The sequence below is a fragment of the Winogradskyella sp. PE311 genome, from assembly GCF_046545555.1.
GTDB lineage: Bacteria > Bacteroidota > Bacteroidia > Flavobacteriales > Flavobacteriaceae > Winogradskyella.
The window spans coordinates 133,063-151,295 of sequence record NZ_JBHZTH010000002.1 but is presented as its reverse complement, the minus strand read 5'-3'; the positions used below and the strand labels follow the sequence as shown (position 1 = coordinate 151,295).

The following is an 18,233-nucleotide window of genomic DNA, read 5'->3' as shown; positions in this document are numbered from 1 at the left end:
GGTTATTTATAATAGTTTAGAATCCTAAATTACAATTTTCGCGCAGAGGAATCTAATTTTTTTAAACACATAGACCCATTAGAATTTGTCATCCAAACTCCACCTGCTTTTAAACATTTTCTACGCTCAAAAATACCTCCCTCAATTTCTTCAGTGGGTACAGCCTTAGATTTGTCTGCAGTAGATCTTGCAGGCATACAAAACTTAGTACCATTAGGGTTTTCGTAAAATGTTCCGCCAGCTTTAATGCACTTTCTACGTTCAAAAATACCGGCTTGGTCTTCTGGTTTATTTATATCAAAATTAACAATACCACCTTGTTTTCTATTACTTCTCGTGGTATTGTGATTGGCTTTTTCTTCCACTTCTGCATTAGTTGTATTCTTTTTTGATTCTACTTGTGCCATAGATGTTGTTGTAAATAAAACAGCTGCGATGTATAAAAATAAGTTTTTCATAATTTTATAGATTTAGGTTATTGTTTTATAAGCTTTTTTGTTTCGCTTTTATATTTTGAAGATATTTTAATAAAATACAAGCCTTTAGACATATCATTTATTTGAATTTTTGTAGTCCCAGTTTCTAAGTGACCAGTCTTTATTACTTGTCCGTTTACAGATATAATTTCGTATTTTGCTTTATCTTCTACTTCTGCGAATAGTACATCTTTAAAAGGATTGGGATATATATTAAAATTTAGCTGCTCGACTGTTTCTGAAGATAGTGTTTCGCATTCTGTTTGGTTGTTGACGAAAGTTGATACTGGGTCAACGTTTGTCCAATTTGCTGTTGAGTATCCTGCATCGTCTACTTCTATGCAGGTTAGGTTTGGGTTGCTAGTTGCATTAAAAAAACTAACATTAGTATTATTTCCATTTTTCACGTTCAAGGATGCTAATTGATTATTATAGCAAAACAGGAAAGTTAAAGCCGAGTTTTGAGATAGATCTAAACTTGCTAATTGATTATATTCACAGCGAAGTGTAGCTAAACCTGTCTTTTGTGTAACATCTAAACTTGTTAATTGATTATTTTGTGCTAAAATTTGAATCAAAGAGTTATTTTGACTTATATCGATATTACTTATTAAGTTATTATGAAAATTTAAATACAGTAATTGGGTGTTTTGTGTGACATCTAAACTTGTTAATTGATTAATTCCACATTCTAAAAAATACAAATTAGGATGCAGAGAAACATCAATAGATGTAATATTGTTAGCAGCGCACCAAAGTGTAGTCAATAATGTATTTTGACTAATATCTAATGTTGGTAATTGATTATTAACATAATGAAGCTCAAGTAAAGCCGTATTTTGCGTGATGTTTAAGTTAGACATCTGATTATTATTAACATTAAGATATGTAAGTTGAAGGTTTTGTGTTGTGTCAATATTAGTTAATTGGTTATCGTAAGCACGTAAAAAGTTTAAAGCTGTATTTTGAGTGATATCTAAACTCGTTAGTTGATTTTGGTCACAAAAAAGAAGAATTAAAGCTGTATTTTGAGTAACATTTAAAGCTGTTAATTGATTATTGTAACTTCGTAACTCTTCTAAAGCCATAAAATCCTCAATACCTGTTAAATCTGTAATATTTAAACTATTTACATCTAAATTGGTGACTGTATTTATATTTGCTGTAGCAACATAATCATCATTAGCAATACCATTTCCCATGCTTGTTGGATCTCCAACAGAAACAGTTGCACCACTTGCGTTATGTGTTTCTAGGTAATTTTCAAAATTATCGTCTGGTACATATGTCTCGGTATAATGACAATTTGTACTGAAACTACTTGCAGGACCAATTTGTGACCAATTAGCATCAGAGTATACAACGTTATCAACTTCTATACAATTTAGGTTGGGATTACCATAAGATTGGAATAATGAGAAGTTACTATTATTACTATTTTTAGCATTTAAAATTGTTAGGTTATTGTTAAAGGCACTTAATACAGTTAGACTTGTATTTTGAGAAATATCAATTTCTGAAATTTGATTGTTAAAACAATATAAGCGCAAAAGGTTAGAACTTTGCGAAACATTAATAGATGACATTTGATTATTATTACAGTCAATTCTTGTGATATTTGGATTTTGCGAAGTATCTAAAACGCTAATTTGATTATTAAGACAATAAATTTCTATCAAATTTGGATTTTGACTTATATCCAATACTGATAAGTTATTACTATAGCAAGAAAGAAAAGTTAATGAAGTATTTTGACTCGTATCTAACGTAGACAATTGATTTAATCCGCAATATAGATGTGTTAAAGCAGTATTTTGCGTGATATCTAAATTTACCAAAAGATTTCCTTGACAAAGCAAACCAGTTAAAGCTAAATTCTGTGATACATCAATTTGAGTTAGTTGATTATTACGACAATCAAGATTTTGTAAAGACGAAAAATCCTCAATACCAGTCAAATCTGAAATATTCTGATTCAATAAATTTAAATTCGTAATACCATCAATGTTAGATGTTAAGACATAATCATCCAAAGGTCCAGTATCATAGCCTAACTGAATCAGGCGTTGCTCAAAATTATCATCTGGTACAAAAGTGTTTTGGGAATATCCATAAGAAATGAATATTACGGCAAAGCAGAATAATCTTGTTTTCATAATTAAGTAGGTTAAAAACACATATATATTCTAAATAGTAATGTGTTGTTGATTTGGTTTTAGATTAATAGCTCAAGCAAAATATGATGAACTATTAATTAAATACTATTGTATTCAACGAAAACGGATTGTCATTTAATGAAACGCCGTTTTCATACAATGAAGTGAATTCTTGTGCAATAATTAAAAACAAACTATGTTTGTTAACCAAACGTCTTATTTTATGGAACTTGACATTTTAGGTCTATTATTATATTGTATTCCTGCTATTGTAACTGGAGCAATTGCTTATCTTTTTTTTAGGGAACATGTAGAAAACGAAAACAACCGTCGTAATTTTTTAATTATAAAAGACTTACAAAAAGAAGCATTCCCAATTCGACTTCAGGCATATGAACGAATTACACTATTTTTAGAACGTATAGCACCCGCTAAACTACTAACTAGAGTTAATCCAACTTCATCAAATAAAGATGATTATGAGAATTTACTTATTGCAACAATTCAACAAGAATTTGAACACAATTTATCACAACAAATCTATGTAAGCGATCAATGTTGGAATATAGTTTTGGCTGCAAAAAATGCAACCATACAGCTTATTAGAAAATCTAACATGCAAGAAAAAACCGACACAGCAAACAAGCTTAGAGAAGTTATATTAACTGAGTTAATGGACAAATCCGCACCTAGTAATGCAGCATTATCCTATATAAAAGAAGAAGTAAGTAGTCTTTGGTAAGTTAATTAGAATGTCTTTGCTCCGCGTAGTCAAAACCTTGACGCCACCACTTTTCCATAAGACGCTTACTAAATATTAATGAGTTTTCAGTTAAACTCGTTGGAGTGTAATATAGATTAAGTTTTACATTTTTATTCTTAGCCGCTAACTTACCTATTACGATATCATTGCGCTCTACTTGGTCTAAAAGGTGTCCAAACAAATTCATCATTAGTGAAAATGGATTCTTACCTAAAACTCTCTGTTTACCCATATTCTCGGCCTCTAAAACCACGGCATCAACTTCAGTGGCACCTCTAAGAATAGCTTCTCTAATCGGTATTACGCAACCCAGACCACCATCGGCATACTCATAACCGTTAACCTTAGCTAAAGACATAAAAGGAATGTAATTACAAGAAATCCATATCCAATTACAAAATTCTTCATACGAGCAGTCGTTAATAGACTTATACTCTACTCTATTCATTGACAAATTTGAAACAGTTACCACAACATCATGTTTGTTTTTTTTAATTTTTTCGTATTCTTCAAGAGTAAAGTCTCTTCGTATTTTTCGCCTTAATGCTTTACTTTCTCCAAATGTACGTTTACGCTTAATAAACTGCCATAATGAATTAACAAAGTCAATAGAGACAAATTCTCTGTCCCCTTTTTTTCGCTGCACAAAAGGACTCACACTAAAAATATCCTGTTGCTGAACATTAGTAAAAATATCATATAGTTTACCTATTTCATTAACAGCTAAGTGCGGTACTAAAAGACTACCTGTTGAGGTACCTAAAAACATATCATACTGTCGTTTTTCGTGCTCCATTAGGTATTGAGCTACCCCTCCAGCAAAAGCACCTTTACTACCGCCTCCAGAAATTACCAATGCTCGCATTAATCTTGTTTTAGTTCTAACTTCTCTAACATTTCTTTAGCAAACTTAACCAATCTCCAGTTATGATGAGATTTAGCTTTTTCAAGATTAGATTTACATTGTTCATTACAAGAATTAATTAAATCTAAATATTTAAAAGCGTTTATTCTTAAATCCATATTATGTTTTTCATCAGTATAACTCACTAACTCATTAAATAATCCTTGTTTATTATCTGCTTGATAGAATGGCGTATTTAAGTTTAAAAGAATCCATAATATGCGAACATTTTTGTCGCTAAGACCACTTATATCTCTAGTTTTGGATAAATACTTAGCACGCTCTTTTGGAAAATTTGTCCAAAGATTATATAACGCACCTTCAATGGTGATATATGATTTGTCATCTAGTAAAGTCTCATAATCTGCTTTCAAGTTATCAGGAATTTTCTTTACATATTTTGATATCGCTTGTCGCACCTTTAGACTATTTTTAAACGTATCAGATGTAACCAATTCCGGGACTTGAGAAATAATCTTCACTTTTGCTTCGTCGGAGACATAATATTTAAGATACTCTGAACATTTAGATGATTTAGCCTGGCAATCAACCATCAAGTATTCATTAATATAGGTCGATTGCGATTTTAATATATCAAACGCATCATCTACCGGGAAATCTTTTTGCTTTATCCAAAGGTTAACAAAACTATTTAAAGGCTTACGATATAAGCGTTCTACTTCTTTAATAAAATCTGAAGTCTCTACATTTTTAAATTGATGCTTTTTTAAATAGTTAACAACAGCTCTTTTAAAAATATCATCTCCCACTTTAGTTCGTAATGCATGTAATACCCAAGCACCTCGCTGATAAAAAGTTAAACTACTCGACTTAGGATTTAAAAGTGACGTTCCGTTTCCAGAAAAATCTTGACGACCTAGATCTAAAGCGGACTCCAATAACTTAAAATAATAGTCATTTTTCCCAAAAATATCACGCTCAGCCAACAACGCATAATAAGTTGCAAAACCCTCTTGTAACCAATGGTGATCACCAGATTTAGCGGTAACTAAATCCCCAAACCATTGATGTGCCAGCTCATGCGCATTAATGTTTATATAGTTTTTATCGTTGAAACCTATTGAATCTACAACGAAAGCATCAGAAAAAATAGTGGTAGACGTATTCTCCATACCAGCATACAAAAAATCATGTACTGGCACTTGTTTGTAATTTTGCCAAGGATAAGTAAATCCTATTTCTTCTTCTAAAAAATCAAACATTTGCTTGCTATAACGATAAGTAGGTTCCACTTTTAAAGAGTCTTCAGGATAATAGTAAAACTCTAGCGGAACACCACTTTTAGACGTATTCAATTCTTTGTCATAAACACCAACAGCAACAGCTACCAAATAACTAGACATAGGTTGTTTCATGTCATATTCCCAAAGTATACTACCCACGTTATCTGACTTAGATTTTAATTTACCATTTGAAACCACCTTGTACTTTTTAGGTGCTAAAAATTTTAAATCAAATTCTATTTTATCATTAACATCGTCTAAACTAGGTAACCAATTACTTGTGTATTTCCCTTGACCTTGTGTCCATATTTGGTTTCTCCCCTCATTCTCCCAACCAAGAAAGTACATTGCCTTTTTTGGTGCATTAAAAAAAATAAAACTCAATTTATAATGCTGCCCTTTTACAAAATCATCATAGATTATTAACTTCTTGCCACTATTTTCAAATTTTACAGCAGTATCATTAACAGCAACATGTTTAAAATCCATATTTACTGCATCTAAATAAATGGAATCTGTATTTCTTAAAATATCAAAATCTATTTCATAAGAATTATATGTTGTACTATCAATTGTAAATTGATTAAATACAAGCAAGGCCTCAACACGCTTAAAGTCAACAATACTAGTTTGCTGAGCATAAGCAGAACTTAAAATTAAAAGAAAGAAATAAAACAAAATTCTTTTCATATCACAAAACTACACAAGTATAGCGGCAAAGTACAAATTTTAGTGATTGGTCGTAAATATGAAGTTCCTTTTTAGGAAGGAATTAAGTAAATTCGCAGGTATGAGCGTAAATTTACAAACACCTATCGACTACCTCAAAGGCGTAGGGCCAAATCGAGCAGATTTATTACGCTCAGAATTGGGTATAAAAACGTATCAAGACCTCATCAATTTATTTCCTAATCGCTACATAGATCGCACCAAATACTATAAAATTAATCAACTCCTTCGGAATAATGCTGAAGTACAAATAATTGGTGTTATAACAGGTTTTAGAGAAGTGTCTCAAAAACGTGGTAAACGCTTAGTTGCTGATTTTAAAGATGACACAGGCGTGATGGAGCTCGTTTGGTTTCGTGGTCAAAAATGGATTAGAGAAAGTCTTAAAATTGGACAAACTTATGTAATTTTTGGAAAGACAAATTGGTTTAGTGGTAAATACAGTATGCCTCACCCAGAAATTGAAACGCAAGAAACACATGACGGCAACTTAAGGTCTGCCATGCAATCGATTTATCCCTCAACTGAAAAATTATCGAATAAAGGCATAACAAATCGTGTTATTACAAAAATAATGCAACAGCTTTTCTTAGAAACAAAAGGGAGATTTTCCGAGACACTTTCCGATTCAACAAAAGGAGAATTAAAACTAATATCTAAATCAGATGCACTTTTCAATATCCATTTCCCAAAGACTCCAGAGCTTTTAGCAAGAGCGCAATTTCGATTAAAATTTGAAGAATTGTTTTACATCCAATTGCAATTAATTCTCAAAAATCTTATTCATAAATCAAAAATAAAAGGCTTCCCTTTTAATAAGGTTGGAGACCACTTTAATACTTTTTATAATAATCATTTACCGTTTAAATTAACCAATGCACAGAAACGCGTTTTAAAAGAAATTAGACAAGATTTAGGCAGTAACGCACAAATGAATCGCCTTTTACAAGGAGATGTAGGTTCTGGGAAGACCATAGTTGCCTTTATGTCAATATTAATGGGGATTGACAACGGTTTTCAATGCTGTCTTATGGCTCCTACTGCAATTTTGTCAGTTCAACACTATAACGGATTAAGTGAGCTATGTAAACCGTTAAATATCAGTATTTCACTACTCAATGGATCAAGTAAAACTTCAGAAAGACGGGAAATTCATGAAAATCTGGAAAACGGTAATTTACAGATACTTATTGGCACGCATGCGCTTTTAGAAGATAAGGTGAAATTTAAAAATTTAGGGCTTGCAATTATCGACGAACAACATAGATTTGGAGTCGCGCAGAGAAGTAAGTTATGGCACAAAAACACCTCACCTCCGCATGTACTTGTAATGACAGCAACACCAATACCAAGAACCTTAGCAATGTCTGTTTATGGAGATTTAGATATTTCGGTTATTGACGAATTACCTGCAGGAAGAAAACCTATTAAAACTGTACATCGATATGACAATAACAGATTGAATGTTTTTAAGTTTATGAAGGATGAAATTGCTCTAGGTCGTCAAATATACATCGTATATCCTTTAATACAGGAAAGCGAAAAAATGGATTACAAAGACTTAATGGACGGTTATGAAAGTATCTCTAGAGAGTTTCCAATGCCAAAATATCAGATTTCGATTGTGCATGGTAAAATGAAGCCAGATGACAAAGATTACGAAATGCAACGTTTTGCAAAAGGTGAAACCAACATAATGGTAGCGACAACGGTTATTGAAGTTGGTGTGAACGTACCTAACGCATCTGTAATGATTATTGAAAGTGCTGAGCGCTTTGGTTTATCTCAATTACACCAATTGCGCGGTCGCGTTGGTCGTGGAGCCGAACAGAGTTACTGTATTTTAATGACAAGTCATAAACTTGGGGAAAACAGTAAGACCAGATTACAAACCATGGTAAGAAGCAGTGATGGGTTTGAAATTGCCGAAGTAGATTTAAAATTACGTGGACCAGGTGATATAATGGGTACCCAACAAAGTGGTATATTAAACCTCAGAATCGCTGATATTGTAAAAGATAAAGATATTTTGGAGTCTGCTCGCTATTTTGCGAAATCCATTTTAAAACTAGACCCAAGTTTAGCCCTACCAGAACATAAGGCAATTCTTAACACGTATAGACAGATGCACAAGTATCGTAACATTTGGAATTATATTTCTTAAATAATGAAAACCATAAATACGGATGTTTTAATAATTGGAGCTGGCCTAACAGGTTTGGCACTTGGTTATTACTTAAGAATGTTAAATATCAGTGTTACAATTGTAGAAGCTCGCTCTCATATAGGAGGTAGAATTAACACTAAATACAATAAAAATCAAGCACCAATAGAACTTGGTGCAACATGGATAATTAAAGATCAAACAAATACTTTTGCTTTATTAAAAGAGCTTAAAATCCCTGTTTTTGAGCAATATTATGGCGAAACGGCAATATACCAACCTAATCAAACACAAGCTGCTCAGCTAGTAAAACTTCCAACAAATAACTCTGTTAGTTACCGTGTTTCAAATGGCACTTTTTCTATAATTGATAAATTATATGATAGTCTTAAAGAAAACGTCGTTAAATGCGATCAAAATATTCAATCAATTAATTTATTGAACGACACATTAGTAGCAATAACTAATGATACAAGTTATGAATGTAAACATATAGTTTCTACCATTCCGCCTTTATTATTTTCAAAAAGTATAAAAGTAAATCCAACTTTACCTCATCAAATTAATAATGTTTTATTAAACACTCATACTTGGATGCACAACTCCATCAGAATCGGTTTTACATATAAAAATCCATTTTGGAGATCAGAACGAACGAGTGGTACTATTTATAGTAGCGCAGGAATTATTCAAGAGTTTTACGACCACTCTGACAAGAGTAATAATCTATATGCATTAAGTGGTTTTATAAATGGTGCGTCTTTTAAACACACAAAAGAAGAGCGCAAAAAATTAGCATTAGACCAATTAGCAAAGTATTATGGAGATATGGCTTTAAACTATGAAAGTTATGAAGAATGTGTATGGGTGAATGAGAAGTATACATCCGCTGTAAGTGAACAGTTTTTAATGCCTCAAGCAAATAATGGACACTCTTTATTTTTAAAAACATATTTAAATAATAAGCTATTCATTGCTGGAGCAGAAACGAGTTCTATTTACTCTGGCAAAATGGAAGGTGCAATTACTAGTGCAAAAATCGTTTTTCAAAAACTAAAGACAATTTATAATTAGATTTACAAATATTTATTTAAACAATAGTATGTTACACCTTATTTAAACAATAGTATGTTACACCTTATTTAAACAATAGTATGTTACACCTAAAATTAGAAACTGATCCGCGATGGGCAACTATTGCCGAAGAAAACATAGAAGAAATATTAACAGATCATGCGTGGTGCGAACAAAAAGCAGCTACAAATGCCATTGCACTAATAGTTCACAATTCGCAATATGAAGATTTAGTTACAGAACTACTTGAACTAGCTAAGGAAGAGTTAGAGCATTTTCAGATGGTACATAATATCATAAAAAAACGCGGATATACTTTAGGAAGAGAGCGCAAAGACAGCTATGTTAATGAGCTTTATAAATTTATGAATAATGGAGGTAATCATTTGCAAAGAATGATAGACCGACTATTATTTTCCGCAATGATTGAGGCAAGAAGTTGCGAACGTTTTAAATTATTATCTGAAAGAATTAAAGATAAAGAACTTGCTAAATTCTATCATGATTTAATGATTAGCGAAGCTGGCCATTATACCATATTTATAACTTTTGCTAGAAAATATGGTAAAGGTATTGACGTAGATAGACGCTGGAAAGAGCTAGTTGAGTTTGAAGGTGAAGTCATAAAAAGTTATGGTAATTCTGAAACAATCCATGGATAACATATTTGACTATAAAAAAAAAGGCCTGATCAACCAACAAAGACCAGACCTTCCAAAACATTTCTATTTGTGTTTTGATGATGAATACTTAACACTAACTATAAGTATTTAATCGAAAAGTAGTCTGATTATTAGAGGTTAGCTGTTAGGAACTTGTTAAAGAAATAAAGAGCTATGTTAATTAACGTATTGTTAAGAGTTAGAAAAAAATTATCTTTAGCTCAACTAACCGCTACAAAATGATCACTAAACTAGGTCAGAAATTTACAGATGCATTTACTAAATATATGCCAAGCGCCTACGTCTTTGCATTATTACTTACGCTTATAACAGGTTTATTAGCATTAACACTTACAGATAGTAAACCCATAAAAATTTTAGAAGGATGGTATGATGGTTTTTGGAAACTATTGTCTTTCGGAATGCAAATTGTATTGATCGTAATTACAGCATATAGTATTGCGCAAGCACCACCAATAAAAAAAGGAATTGACATATTATCTAAAAAAATAGCTAAACCTGTGCAGGTTTATATTGTAGTTATAGTTTTTGGTGTTCTTATTTCCTTAGTTAGTTTTGGTATGGTCGTAGTAACATCCATACTCGCAAGAGAATTAGCTTTACGCACCAAAGGAGTGCATTATCCCTACTTAATTGCTTGTGTTTACTTCTCTAGCGGAGCTTGGGTTTGCGGATTATCGAGTTCTATTCCCTTATTATTAAATACCGAGAATAATTTCCTAATAACAGACGGCATACTAACAGATACCATTTCAACAGCCTACAGTTTAGGTACTACATTAAACATATTAATGATTCTTTTATTCGTTATAATAGTACCTTGTATTATGTGGTTGCTTATACCAAAGTCTTTTAACGGCAAAGAACTTAAGGATCTACAAACGGTAACTACAGAAGAAGATTGCTCAATAAAAGACGAAGCTCTATCTTATAAACTACCATTTAAAGCGGTTTCTGACTCAATGAATAATGCTGGCTGGTTACAGATAAGTGTTGCATTATTAGGTCTTATCTATATAATTTACCATTTTACGACTAATGGCTTTGATCTTAATTTTGATATCATGATCTTCATCTTTATCATTATGGGATTGTTTTTACATGTAACACCTATGCGTTATAGTATTGCAATGAAACGTTCTAGCGGTAATATATCTGGAATACTTTTTCAGTATCCGTTTTACGCTGGCATTATGGGTATAATGCTTGCTTCTGGTTTAGGTGAAAATATAAGTAGAGCATTAGTCTCTATTGCCTCACCAGAATCTTACACATTTATTGCCTATCTCACAGGTGGTGTTATTAATTTTGCTATTCCTTCAGCAGGTGGTGAATTTGCTGTCATTGGCCCTAGTATTATCAATATGGTTCAAGACTTAGGTACCAACCTTACTACCTCGGAAGTTACCTTGATGACTGCCAGAGCCTCAATGTCAATTGCATACGGAGAAAGCTTGAGTAATTTGTTACAACCATTTTTCTTATTATTAGTATTTCCTGTTATGGGGAAAGGTATTAAAATACAAGCTAGAGATATAATAGGTTATTTATTTATACCCTTTGTAATACTATTTATAATTCAAGCCTTGATGGTAACTTATGTACCGCTATAAAATTTAAAACGTGTTAGTTATATAGATATGTACACCTGGTCACAACCATTAGTGACACCGTTTACTAGGATTGGCGGATGGTTAGGCAATCAACCTTTTAATGAAAGTACTTTGATTCTCGATACAAAAGCAGAAGAGTTTATTGTGGTTAAAAATTATAAACCAAATAACTAAGAACTACTATTTGTTTATAAAACATAATCTCTTTTGCTTGGTAATTTATTGATTTTAAGTGTGAAAACTTTAACTTCGTTAGTATCTAAGTAAAAGTCAATGAAACTAGTTGCTATAATTATAACTATTATTGGATTATCAATAGTCCCAATATCCGCTCAAGAAAGTGATTCCATTCAAGAAAAACTTAAAACATTAGATGCTGCGTGGGAAAAAGCTCAATTAGAATTGAACTTTGATTTTATTGAGTCCCTATTAGCAGAAGACTATATATGGGTTCATAACCATGCTAATACAATTGACAATAAAGCTGCTGTTTTAGAACGAATTAAAAGATATATAAAGAATAATAATACAAGTACTAAATCACGTGTTTCTAAAGACGTAAAAGTTATAATTTCTGGCACAACAGCTATCGTTAGTGGCTATACAATCATAGATCGAGGCCCAAGCCCAACGACCTATCATTTTATGAGAACATATGTTGATACTGATGGAAAATATTACCTCATTGCAAATCACACTATGGCAATTCCTAAAAGCAACTAATATATTATTCAGCTAGCAACTCGCCAATAAACCCTTCAAATTCGGTTTTAAACTCAACATACTTTTCACCAGTAGCAGGTCCATTAAAACCTGTATGAATTTTACGCACTTTACCTGTTTTATCTATAAAGATTGAAGTCGGATAAGATAAAATATGATTAAGCATCGGCAGTTTTTCTTGAGCTTTTGCTTTGTCAGAACTTCCGTATTGTGCTAATAGTATAAGATATGCTATATCCAATTTACTTTTCAATCTAGCAATACTATTAAACGCTTTACTTTCTGTTTTTGCATATTCAAAAGCTAAAGCGACAATCTCAACACCACGTTCTGCATTAGCTCGATAATATTGTGTATAATACTTACTTTCATCCAAACAATTAGGGCACCACGTTCCCATAATTTGAACAATTACAACTTTATCATTAAAACGCTCATCAGTTAATGATACCACATTCCCATCCTCATCTGGAAATGAAAACTCTAAAGCGTCATAACCTTCTTTCAAAAAGGTAAGAGCATTAGCACTTGGTAATTCATAGTTTTCGTTTCTTTTGGCTACAAAAGGCTCTTTCCAATGATTACCAGAATAAAACTGACCCTCCATAGTTGAGTCTGTAACTGTAGCTGTGAATAAAAATGCATGCGCACCATCGAATGTTGACAGTTTCAGTTGATTTCCATCCATAACGCCCTCTAAATACCTGTAATCGCCTGTTGTTGTTCTAAACGTACCTGTAACCTTTTCTCCTTCTTGCTTAAATATACCTTTCGCAACATATTCATCACCTTCAATATCTTTACTGAATACAGTTTCCCATATGCCAGATGCATTCCTATTAGAGTCAGATTTTACCTTAAATCGATTTCTATTATCAAATTCTGCACTAAATGGCACTACTCTATCTAAACTTTCTTTAATAAAACTACCTTTAAAATTATCACCATCAAATGAAGCAGCTATAAAACCTTCAAAAACCGGTGCTTTAATAAAAACAGAATCGTTCTTATATTCAATCTCATCAACTTCGATGACTTCTTCCGCATTAAAAATCCTTAACTTTTCTGGAGAATCCACTTCAAAAATAAAAGGTAAAACTTCATTGTCTTGCAGTTGTAAAGTAGCTCTATAGGTACCCACTTTAAGTTTGTGATCATTTGCTTCTTTTTTACAAGAAGAAAAAACAAAAAGCAATAAACAAGCAATAATTTGACGCATAGTAAAAGGTTTTTATAATATTCGAATTAACAACAAATACCTTACAAAAAAAAGTAAGAACATATTTCGTTTTTCACAAACAGCACAATGTTCATTAACAACTATAAAAAAATTAAAAATTATCACTCCTCATTTCTTTAGGAATTAAGGATTATTATCTTTGTATCTTCATTGAACTGAAATTATGAAGATATCATACAACTGGCTTAAACAGTTTATTAAGATAGATTGGGATGCTGAGAAAACTGGTGAGTTGCTTACCGATCTTGGTTTAGAAATAGAAGGTATTGAACGCTATGAATCTGTAAAAGGAGGTTTGGCAGGCATAGTTATTGGTGAGGTTTTAACCTGCGAGCAACATCCTAATGCTGATCGGTTGAAAGTAACTACTGTAAATATTGGTGCTGAAACACCTTTACAAATTGTTTGTGGAGCACCTAACGTAGCCACAGGGCAAAAAGTACCCGTAGCAACAATAGGCACTACGTTATATACTGCAGAAGGAGAAGCTTGGAAGATTAAAAAAGGAAAAATTCGTGGAGAAGAAAGTCATGGAATGATTTGTGCCGAAGATGAATTAGGCCTTGGAGAATCTCATGACGGTATTATGATATTGGATAATGACTTAGAAGTTGGGACACTTGCATCTAAAGTATTTGATATAGAAAATGATGATGTTTTTGAAATAGGGCTCACACCTAATCGTGCAGATGCAATGAGCCATCATGGTGTTGCCAGAGATTTAAAAGCTGGTTTGTTGCAAAAGGACGTAAATTTAGAATTAATTACACCTTCGGTAAGTTCTTATAAAATTGAAAGACGTGTTTTAAAAGTAGACGTCGATGTAATCGATAAGGAAAAATGCCCACGTTATTGTGGTATTACTATTTCTGGCGTAAAAGTAACAGCTTCACCTAATTGGTTGCAGCATCGTCTAAAGTCTATTGGGTTATCACCCATCAATAATATCGTAGATATTACTAACTACGTTTTACACGAACTTGGGCAGCCTTTACATGCTTTTGATGCCAATAAAATTACAGACAATAAAATTGAAGTTAAAACATGTGAAGCTGGTACTAAATTTACAACTCTAGATGATGTTGTGCGTGAATTGCACGAAGATGATTTAATGATTTGCGATGGAGAAAAACCAATGTGCATTGCTGGTGTATTTGGTGGTATCGATTCTGGCGTTACAGAAAACACTGTAAATATTTTCTTAGAAAGCGCCTATTTCGACCCTGTAAGTATTAGAAAAACTGCTAAACGTCATGGATTAAACACAGATGCTTCATTTCGTTTTGAACGTGGTATTGATCCAAATATTACCGAATATGCGCTTAAACGTGCAGCACTTCTAATTACAGAAATCGCAGGTGGTGAAATAACAAGTGACATATCAGATGCTTATCAAAATAAAATAAAAGATTTTGAAGTACGTCTTAGCTTTGAAAATGCAACAAAACTTATAGGTGAAGAAATTCCTAGAGAAACAATAAAAAGTATTTTGACGTCTTTAGATATTAAAGTAAATAATGTTACTGAAGCAGGTTTAGGTTTAACTGTACCTGCTTATAGAAATGATGTACAACGCGAAGCAGATATTATTGAAGAAATCTTAAGAGTATACGGCTACAATAATATTGGTACAACTGAGAAACTAAATGCATCTATTTCCAATTCATCGCGTTTTGAGGATTATAAACTTCAGAATATTATAGGTAATCAATTGGCTGCACAAGGATTCTACGAGATTATGGCCAATTCGCTTACATCTCCAAAATATATAGAATTAAGTGAAGATCTTAAGTCAGACCATAATGTACATATGCTTAATCCCCTGAGTAATGATTTGGAAGTGATGCGTCAATCCTTATTATTTTCTGGCCTTGAAGCGGTTTCGCATAATATTAATAGGAAACGTGAAAACTTAAAATTATTCGAATTTGGTAAAACTTACCATCAATATTCAGATAACAGAGAAGAGTATAAACACTTATCGCTATTTGTAACAGGAAATAAAACTGAAGAACGTTGGAACTCCACTACCAATGCAAGTGATTTCTTTTACTTAAAAGGCACTATTGAAAGTATTTTAGATCGATTAGGTTTAAATCGTTTAAGGTCAGCTCCTACAAAAATTGATATATTCAGTGAAGGCATGAACCTGTCGCTTGGTAAGAAAAAATTAGTTGATTTCGGTCTCGTTAAAAAATCTGTACTTAAACATTTTGGAATTTCTCAAAATGTATTATTTGCTGACTTTAACTGGGATAATGTTATAGAAATGGCTCAACACAATAAAATAAAATTCAGAGCTATACCTAAGTATCCTGAAGTGCGCCGCGATTTTGCTTTACTTCTAGACAATACTGTAACTTTTGAAGATATACATACCATTGCTAAGCAAACTGAAAAACAACTATTAAAAAACGTAAATCTTTTTGATGTTTATGAAGGGAAAAACCTTCCTGCTGGTAAGAAGAGTTATGCAGTTAGTTTTACGCTTCAGGATGAGCACAAAACTTTAAATGACAAGCAGATTGATAAAATTATGTCTAAGCTACAATCTAACTTTGAAACTAAATTGGGTGCTGAGTTAAGGTAGAAATTTATTAAAAAAATAAACCTGCCATGTTTTAAAAGACAAGCAGGTTTTTTTTGTTTCAAACATTATCATATTATTCACATATAAGCCATTCACTTTTTTTATTTTTATCAAAAAATAAAACATCATAAAATGGCAAACGTAACATTAGGAGGTACTCCAGTAGAAACTATAGGAAATTTACCAGCTGTTGGTAGTAAAGCACCAGATTTTAAAATAACAGGAGTTGACTTAGCGGATAAAACAAATTCCGACTTTTCTGGCACAAGATTGGTACTAAATATTTTTCCAAGTGTAGATACTGGTACTTGCGCTCAATCTATCAGAACATTCAACGAAAAAGCCAGCGCATTAGAAAACACAAAAGTATTATGTATTTCTAAAGATTTACCATTTGCTATGGCTCGTTTTTGCGGTGCAGAAGGCATTGAAAATGTAGAAAGCTACTCAGATTACAAAACTGGTAAGTTTGGAAGTGACTACGAATTAACCTTTGCGACTGGTCCATTTGAGACACTTTTATCGCGTTGTATTGTTGTAATAGATACTGACGGAACAATTTTACATACCGAGCAGGTCAAGGAGATTGCAGATGAACCTAATTACGATACTGCTCTAGCTAGTTTATCTTAGATTTTTAATGCAAAAAAAAGATTCATTTCTATTAAATAGACTTAAAAGTGTAGGTTATGCTTTCAAAGGTATGCTTGTACTTATTAGAACTGAAGCAAGTATAAAAATTCAACTTTTTATAGCTATTGCAATTACTATTGCTGGGTTTTATTTCGAAATTTCTAAAACGGAATGGTTAGCTCAAATAGGTATAATAGGCTTAGTGATGAGTATGGAAGGAATGAATACAGCTGCGGAGTATATTGCAGATTTTATTCACCCAGATCATCACCCAAAAATTGGACTCATAAAAGATGTAGCAGCAGGCGCAGTTTTTATAGCATCCATAATCGCTGTGATAATCGCTGGTATAATTTATATACCAAAGTTTGTTTAAATACCAAAACGAATACTTAAAGCGTTATACGATTATACGTTTCCTTAAATCTAAATCACATCAATCTTAAGCATAAAATGAAACACCTAATTACAACGTTTTCTTTTATACTTTTTATTGTTAGTTGTAACACTAATGAGAAAAAAATAATAACCAAAGCTATGGCTGAAACTGCTGTAGATTCTATTTTAGTACCTGAAAATTTATTATCTAATATTACCAAAGATTTTATTCTGGGTAAGCTTGACTATAAAATAGACACGAGATTTGTAAAAGTTAGCTCGGAACATTCTACTAAACTCATATATCTTCAAGATGAAGTATATACAGCATTTTTAAAATTATTAGACGCAGCAAAAAAAGATGGTATCCAATTAAAAATACTATCTGGAACACGTAATTTTAATGAGCAAAAAGCAATCTGGGAACGCAAATGGAAAACGTATAATAACCTCAAACCTTTAGAATGTGCATTTAAAATTTTAGAATACAGCGCCATGCCAAGTTCGTCTCGACATCATTGGGGAACAGATATCGACTTAAATAGTTTAAATAATTCGTATTTTAACAGCGGAAAAGGACTAGAAATACATCAATGGTTAGTTAATAATGCTAATGACTTTGGTTTTTATCAGGTTTATACCGAAAAAAGTAATGGCAGAACAGGCTATAATTTCGAGAAATGGCACTGGTCTTATTTACCTTTAGCAAATAACTATTTAGAGTTTTATAACACTTATATATCTAATAAAGATATTACCGGGTTTATAGGTTCTGAACTTGCTGAAAATTTAAAGGTTAAAGAGAACTACGTAAATGGTGTTTCAGATAAAGTGAAAAATTATAAATAAATGAGATTACCGCA

16 protein-coding genes are annotated in these 18,233 nt (G+C 32.2%); 11 read left to right on the top strand and 5 right to left on the bottom strand.

Features of this window, described 5'->3' with window-relative positions; all coding sequences use genetic code 11:
- Nucleotides 1-29: 29 nt before the first annotated feature.
- Together ACFWU4_RS10280 and ACFWU4_RS10275 are read right to left on the bottom strand one after the other, a co-directional pair.
- The gene (locus ACFWU4_RS10280) at nucleotides 30-458 is read right to left on the bottom strand and encodes a hypothetical protein (protein WP_411127512.1); all 429 of its coding nucleotides are present in this window, start codon (nucleotides 456-458) and stop codon (nucleotides 30-32) included.
- Between the two features lie 17 nt (nucleotides 459-475).
- The gene (locus tag ACFWU4_RS10275) at nucleotides 476-2,632 is read right to left on the bottom strand and encodes a T9SS type A sorting domain-containing protein (RefSeq protein WP_411127510.1); all 2,157 of its coding nucleotides are present in this window, start codon (nucleotides 2,630-2,632) and stop codon (nucleotides 476-478) included.
- 223 nt (nucleotides 2,633-2,855) lie between these two features.
- On the opposite strand from ACFWU4_RS10275, the gene ACFWU4_RS10270 reads away from it, so the two are divergent.
- Nucleotides 2,856-3,374, top strand: a complete 519-nt coding sequence (locus ACFWU4_RS10270; protein ID WP_411127508.1) for a hypothetical protein — start codon at nucleotides 2,856-2,858, stop codon at nucleotides 3,372-3,374.
- Between the two features lies 1 nt (nucleotide 3,375).
- Here ACFWU4_RS10270 and ACFWU4_RS10265 read toward each other — a convergent pair whose 3' ends face one another.
- Nucleotides 3,376-4,260, bottom strand: a complete 885-nt coding sequence (locus ACFWU4_RS10265; RefSeq protein WP_411127506.1) for a patatin family protein — start codon at nucleotides 4,258-4,260, stop codon at nucleotides 3,376-3,378.
- Nucleotides 4,260-6,233, bottom strand: a complete 1,974-nt coding sequence (locus tag ACFWU4_RS10260) for a M1 family metallopeptidase (protein WP_411127504.1) — start codon at nucleotides 6,231-6,233, stop codon at nucleotides 4,260-4,262. Before ACFWU4_RS10260 ends, ACFWU4_RS10265 begins: the two co-directional genes overlap by 1 nt.
- Before the next feature lie 100 nt (nucleotides 6,234-6,333).
- Between ACFWU4_RS10260 and recG the strand changes: the two genes are divergently transcribed.
- From recG to ACFWU4_RS10230, 6 genes are all read left to right on the top strand, one after another.
- A complete protein-coding gene (gene recG, locus ACFWU4_RS10255) occupies nucleotides 6,334-8,436 on the top strand; it encodes an ATP-dependent DNA helicase RecG (protein WP_411127502.1) in 2,103 nt (700 codons plus the stop codon).
- 3 nt (nucleotides 8,437-8,439) lie between these two features.
- The gene (locus tag ACFWU4_RS10250; protein WP_411127500.1) at nucleotides 8,440-9,510 is read left to right on the top strand and encodes a flavin monoamine oxidase family protein; all 1,071 of its coding nucleotides are present in this window, start codon (nucleotides 8,440-8,442) and stop codon (nucleotides 9,508-9,510) included.
- A gap of 80 nt (nucleotides 9,511-9,590) precedes the next feature.
- On the top strand, nucleotides 9,591-10,172 hold the full coding sequence (locus ACFWU4_RS10245) for a tRNA-(ms[2]io[6]A)-hydroxylase (RefSeq protein WP_411127498.1): 582 nt from the start codon (nucleotides 9,591-9,593) through the stop codon (nucleotides 10,170-10,172).
- 239 nt (nucleotides 10,173-10,411) lie between these two features.
- Nucleotides 10,412-11,806, top strand: a complete 1,395-nt coding sequence (locus ACFWU4_RS10240; RefSeq protein WP_411127496.1) for a TIGR00366 family protein — start codon at nucleotides 10,412-10,414, stop codon at nucleotides 11,804-11,806.
- Nucleotides 11,807-11,833: 27 nt separating this feature from the next.
- A complete protein-coding gene (locus tag ACFWU4_RS10235) occupies nucleotides 11,834-11,980 on the top strand; it encodes a hypothetical protein (protein ID WP_411127494.1) in 147 nt (48 codons plus the stop codon).
- 99 nt (nucleotides 11,981-12,079) lie between these two features.
- A complete protein-coding gene (locus ACFWU4_RS10230; RefSeq protein WP_411127492.1) occupies nucleotides 12,080-12,529 on the top strand; it encodes a nuclear transport factor 2 family protein in 450 nt (149 codons plus the stop codon).
- A 4-nt stretch (nucleotides 12,530-12,533) separates the two neighbouring features.
- On the opposite strand, the gene ACFWU4_RS10225 is transcribed toward ACFWU4_RS10230, so the two are convergent.
- Nucleotides 12,534-13,748: a peroxiredoxin family protein gene (locus tag ACFWU4_RS10225; protein WP_411127490.1), complete on the bottom strand. Its 1,215-nt coding sequence runs from the start codon at nucleotides 13,746-13,748 to the stop codon at nucleotides 12,534-12,536.
- Nucleotides 13,749-13,932: 184 nt separating this feature from the next.
- Here ACFWU4_RS10225 and pheT point away from each other — a divergent pair, with 184 nt between their 5' ends.
- The 4 genes from pheT (at nucleotide 13,933) to ACFWU4_RS10205 (ending at nucleotide 18,219) form a co-directional block, all read left to right on the top strand.
- Nucleotides 13,933-16,359: a phenylalanine--tRNA ligase subunit beta gene (pheT, locus tag ACFWU4_RS10220; RefSeq protein WP_411127488.1), complete on the top strand. Its 2,427-nt coding sequence runs from the start codon at nucleotides 13,933-13,935 to the stop codon at nucleotides 16,357-16,359.
- Between the two features lie 132 nt (nucleotides 16,360-16,491).
- Entirely contained in the window at nucleotides 16,492-16,992 is a 501-nt protein-coding gene (gene tpx, locus ACFWU4_RS10215; RefSeq protein WP_411127487.1) for a thiol peroxidase, read from the top strand.
- A gap of 7 nt (nucleotides 16,993-16,999) precedes the next feature.
- Nucleotides 17,000-17,368 carry a diacylglycerol kinase family protein gene (locus ACFWU4_RS10210; RefSeq protein WP_411127485.1) on the top strand — a complete coding sequence of 123 codons (369 nt, stop codon included), beginning with the start codon at nucleotides 17,000-17,002 and terminating at the stop codon, nucleotides 17,366-17,368.
- A gap of 77 nt (nucleotides 17,369-17,445) precedes the next feature.
- Entirely contained in the window at nucleotides 17,446-18,219 is a 774-nt protein-coding gene (locus tag ACFWU4_RS10205) for a M15 family metallopeptidase (RefSeq protein ID WP_411127483.1), read from the top strand.
- Nucleotides 18,220-18,233: the final 14 nt, after the last annotated feature.

Coding starts and splice junctions, on each gene's coding strand:
- ACFWU4_RS10210 (WP_411127485.1), top strand. CDS start 17,000: ATGCAAAAAAAAGATTCATTTCTATTAAATAGACTTAAAAGTGTAGGT.
- ACFWU4_RS10245 (WP_411127498.1), top strand. CDS start 9,591: ATGTTACACCTAAAATTAGAAACTGATCCGCGATGGGCAACTATTGCC.
- ACFWU4_RS10250 (WP_411127500.1), top strand. CDS start 8,440: ATGAAAACCATAAATACGGATGTTTTAATAATTGGAGCTGGCCTAACA.
- ACFWU4_RS10270 (WP_411127508.1), top strand. CDS start 2,856: ATGGAACTTGACATTTTAGGTCTATTATTATATTGTATTCCTGCTATT.
- ACFWU4_RS10235 (WP_411127494.1), top strand. CDS start 11,834: ATGTACACCTGGTCACAACCATTAGTGACACCGTTTACTAGGATTGGC.
- ACFWU4_RS10205 (WP_411127483.1), top strand. CDS start 17,446: ATGAAACACCTAATTACAACGTTTTCTTTTATACTTTTTATTGTTAGT.
- recG (WP_411127502.1), top strand. CDS start 6,334: ATGAGCGTAAATTTACAAACACCTATCGACTACCTCAAAGGCGTAGGG.
- ACFWU4_RS10260 (WP_411127504.1), bottom strand. CDS start 6,233: ATGAAAAGAATTTTGTTTTATTTCTTTCTTTTAATTTTAAGTTCTGCT.
- ACFWU4_RS10225 (WP_411127490.1), bottom strand. CDS start 13,748: ATGCGTCAAATTATTGCTTGTTTATTGCTTTTTGTTTTTTCTTCTTGT.
- ACFWU4_RS10280 (WP_411127512.1), bottom strand. CDS start 458: ATGAAAAACTTATTTTTATACATCGCAGCTGTTTTATTTACAACAACA.
- ACFWU4_RS10230 (WP_411127492.1), top strand. CDS start 12,080: ATGAAACTAGTTGCTATAATTATAACTATTATTGGATTATCAATAGTC.
- tpx (WP_411127487.1), top strand. CDS start 16,492: ATGGCAAACGTAACATTAGGAGGTACTCCAGTAGAAACTATAGGAAAT.
- ACFWU4_RS10240 (WP_411127496.1), top strand. CDS start 10,412: ATGATCACTAAACTAGGTCAGAAATTTACAGATGCATTTACTAAATAT.
- pheT (WP_411127488.1), top strand. CDS start 13,933: ATGAAGATATCATACAACTGGCTTAAACAGTTTATTAAGATAGATTGG.
- ACFWU4_RS10275 (WP_411127510.1), bottom strand. CDS start 2,632: ATGAAAACAAGATTATTCTGCTTTGCCGTAATATTCATTTCTTATGGA.
- ACFWU4_RS10265 (WP_411127506.1), bottom strand. CDS start 4,260: ATGCGAGCATTGGTAATTTCTGGAGGCGGTAGTAAAGGTGCTTTTGCT.